The 2,539-nt window shown below is 55.1% G+C and carries 1 protein-coding gene; it reads right to left on the reverse strand.

The annotated features are described in order from the left end of the window. Nucleotides 1-8: 8 nt before the first annotated feature. Nucleotides 9-2,539: LPD1 domain-containing protein (locus tag ACOYNV_RS27390; protein WP_422902985.1), on the reverse strand; the 2,531-nt coding region annotated here is incomplete at its 5' end.

Genomic DNA, 2,539 nt, shown 5'->3' on the forward strand with positions numbered 1-2,539 from the left:
TCTCATCCTCATCCAGCTCGGGTTTGTTTGTCTGGATTTGAGCGGGCCATAACACGCCCCATGACTGAAAGATTGTCCTCGACATAGGACTGGAATGCACGCGCAAACATTTCATGCGTCGTTGACCAGTACGATTTTCCTCCCTGATCAAGATCGGCGGCATCGGATGCGAATTGCGACATGCCCGGCCCGGACTTGACGCTTACCTTGCCGCCTTCGGGGTTACGGTCAAAATAGGCAATTGACATCCTTCGCCAATCGGCAATGTTCTTTTTTACCTTCGGCGTTAGTGATCGCCCACTGAAGTACGCATCGACCGCCTGAATAGCCGCACTGGAACTCCCTGCGTCCTTGATAGCCTGAGCGACGGAAGACGGACGTGCCGCGTTGATGTTGTAGTCGGCCATCGCAACGTCTCTGCTGCTATATGACAGCGTCTCAGACGCCTTTACGTTTCCGTCAAGCAGGGCTCTGCGAACGGCGGTAAACGCATCGCGCAATTCGCCGGGGGGCAAGATTTCCGGGTTCTGCGAGGCAAAATCTTCAGAACTAGATGCCTCGCCGGTAGCCGCTTCCTTGACAAGGTTGTCCAAGGCATGCGCCCATTCATGGCCCAATGAACCGCCGCCGCCCATCTTGGTGAGGTTGATAACGCGCTGCACAGGCTCATAATGCGCTTTGGGCGCACCATCTGCCCATCCTTTTGCGCCTGACCCTCGCGCACCAAAAGCCATTGCCAGCCGCCCATTGAGCGAGACATAGGCATCAGGAACGCCGAATATATCGGCTAGATCGGAAAACGCTGCGGCCGTATTCTCGACGTGGAACTTGGCCGATACCGAATCCCGCAAGACCCAATTTCCGGATTGAACGTCGCGCAGGTTGAACGCTTCCTTAAGTGCCAAGGTTGATTCTGGCGCGATAGGCCGGCCACCGATTCGCTCGTACCGATCCGCTACTTTAAGCTGGAAGCGCACCGACTCTTTTTTGATGGACGGCGCCCTTGTTGCTCCTGTGCTTTCAGCCCATGACCAATCCTTGATCTTTCCCGCCTTTGCCGATGCCGCATGGTTCCTGAAGGCTTCAGACCCGACCGACTTCATCCCGCGATACGATCCGCTTGACCGGAACTTGAGCACGCCAATAAACCGCTCGCCCATTCCCGCCCATGCCCTAGCCAGCGGATTGTCGGTCTTGTTACGCAGGACAGATTTGACGGTAATTCCATTCATGGCGAACCGCGCCGTATTGATGGCGTTCTCTATCTCACCGATCAATGGCCTTTGCTTTTCAAGAAGATCAGACCATATTTTCCACGACGCATCGGCGACCTCTCCGGCATCAATCTTTATGTCGATAAGCTCAGTCGCTACCTTCCACCCCCGGCGCTGCCTCTTCTCGACCTCATGGTTTGCCGCATACGACTCATTGCGTAGTCGCGTAGCCTCTTCATATAGAACGCCTTGCGCGGCTTTCAATTCCGTAAGCCGCGTGCGCAGACCTTTCGCTTCTTGTTGCAGGCGTTCAAACTCGACCGAATCTTCTGCCGTCAGCATCTTCCCGTCGTACTCGTCGCGCAGTTCATCGATAACGTCGACAACCTCATTGGGTGACCGGCACTTTTCCAGTCGCTCACGCAATGATTGCAGGCCAAGGGCGTAGTCTTTACGGGCTTGTGGCGAATCTTCCGTTGGCTCGGTTCCAATGGCCGAATACACCCGGTCAATCAGAAACCCGGCGCCGGGCTCCATGCCGGATGCTTTCAGATCATCCCACGGGACAATGCCAAACAGGCTGGACTTGGTAATCAGTTCCTTCGCTTCACGCGGGTTTGTTTCAATCGCTTCCCAATCAACTTCGTTAGCATTGACCCGGCGCCCGGATTTCTTGGCCTCGCGCAAGTTGAGTGCGGCACTGATGGCAGCGTTCTCCTTGCGACTGCCAGCAACGTAGCCTGTATCCCGGTAGCGGTAGTCAGGCGAGGAAGGATCATCTTCAGATAACGGATTGCTTGCGGCAATGGCTTCTGGCAATGGCTTCTTCGCACTTTTTGCAGGGGCTATCTTTGTTTTCAAGCCTAATTCGGTCAGTACAGATTCTCGCGGAAGTCCGAGTGCTTCTGTGAAGCGGGCGATCAGCAATTCTGCCTGCTCGGGGTCTTTCTTCAGCCTTTCAGCTACTACGTCAATGCCGCCCATCTTGGTAACCAGTGTGCGGAGTTGGTCTAGTTTTGACGCGCCAAAATCCTCACGATGCCACCTGCCGTCGCGGAATACCAAACCTTCGGCGTTTCGGTCGCCGTCTTTGGGAGGGGGTTCCCCTTTGTTGATTGTTTGCGCATCAGAAGCTATACTTTCCTCACCTTCTGCTCCCTTGCCGGGACGGGGTGGTGTAGGCCCGGCAAGCGTAGTTCCGGTGCTGCCGCCACCCTCGCCGGAATCAACAGAAGGAATCTCTTCTTCAGCTTCATTCTTCTCGTACCCAGTCATCAACCATGCGTCAGAACCATCATCACGCATGAGAACGACTTCTACATTGT

Origin of the sequence: Propionivibrio sp. (genome assembly GCF_049316945.1) — a bacterium.
GTDB lineage: Bacteria > Pseudomonadota > Gammaproteobacteria > Burkholderiales > Rhodocyclaceae > Propionivibrio.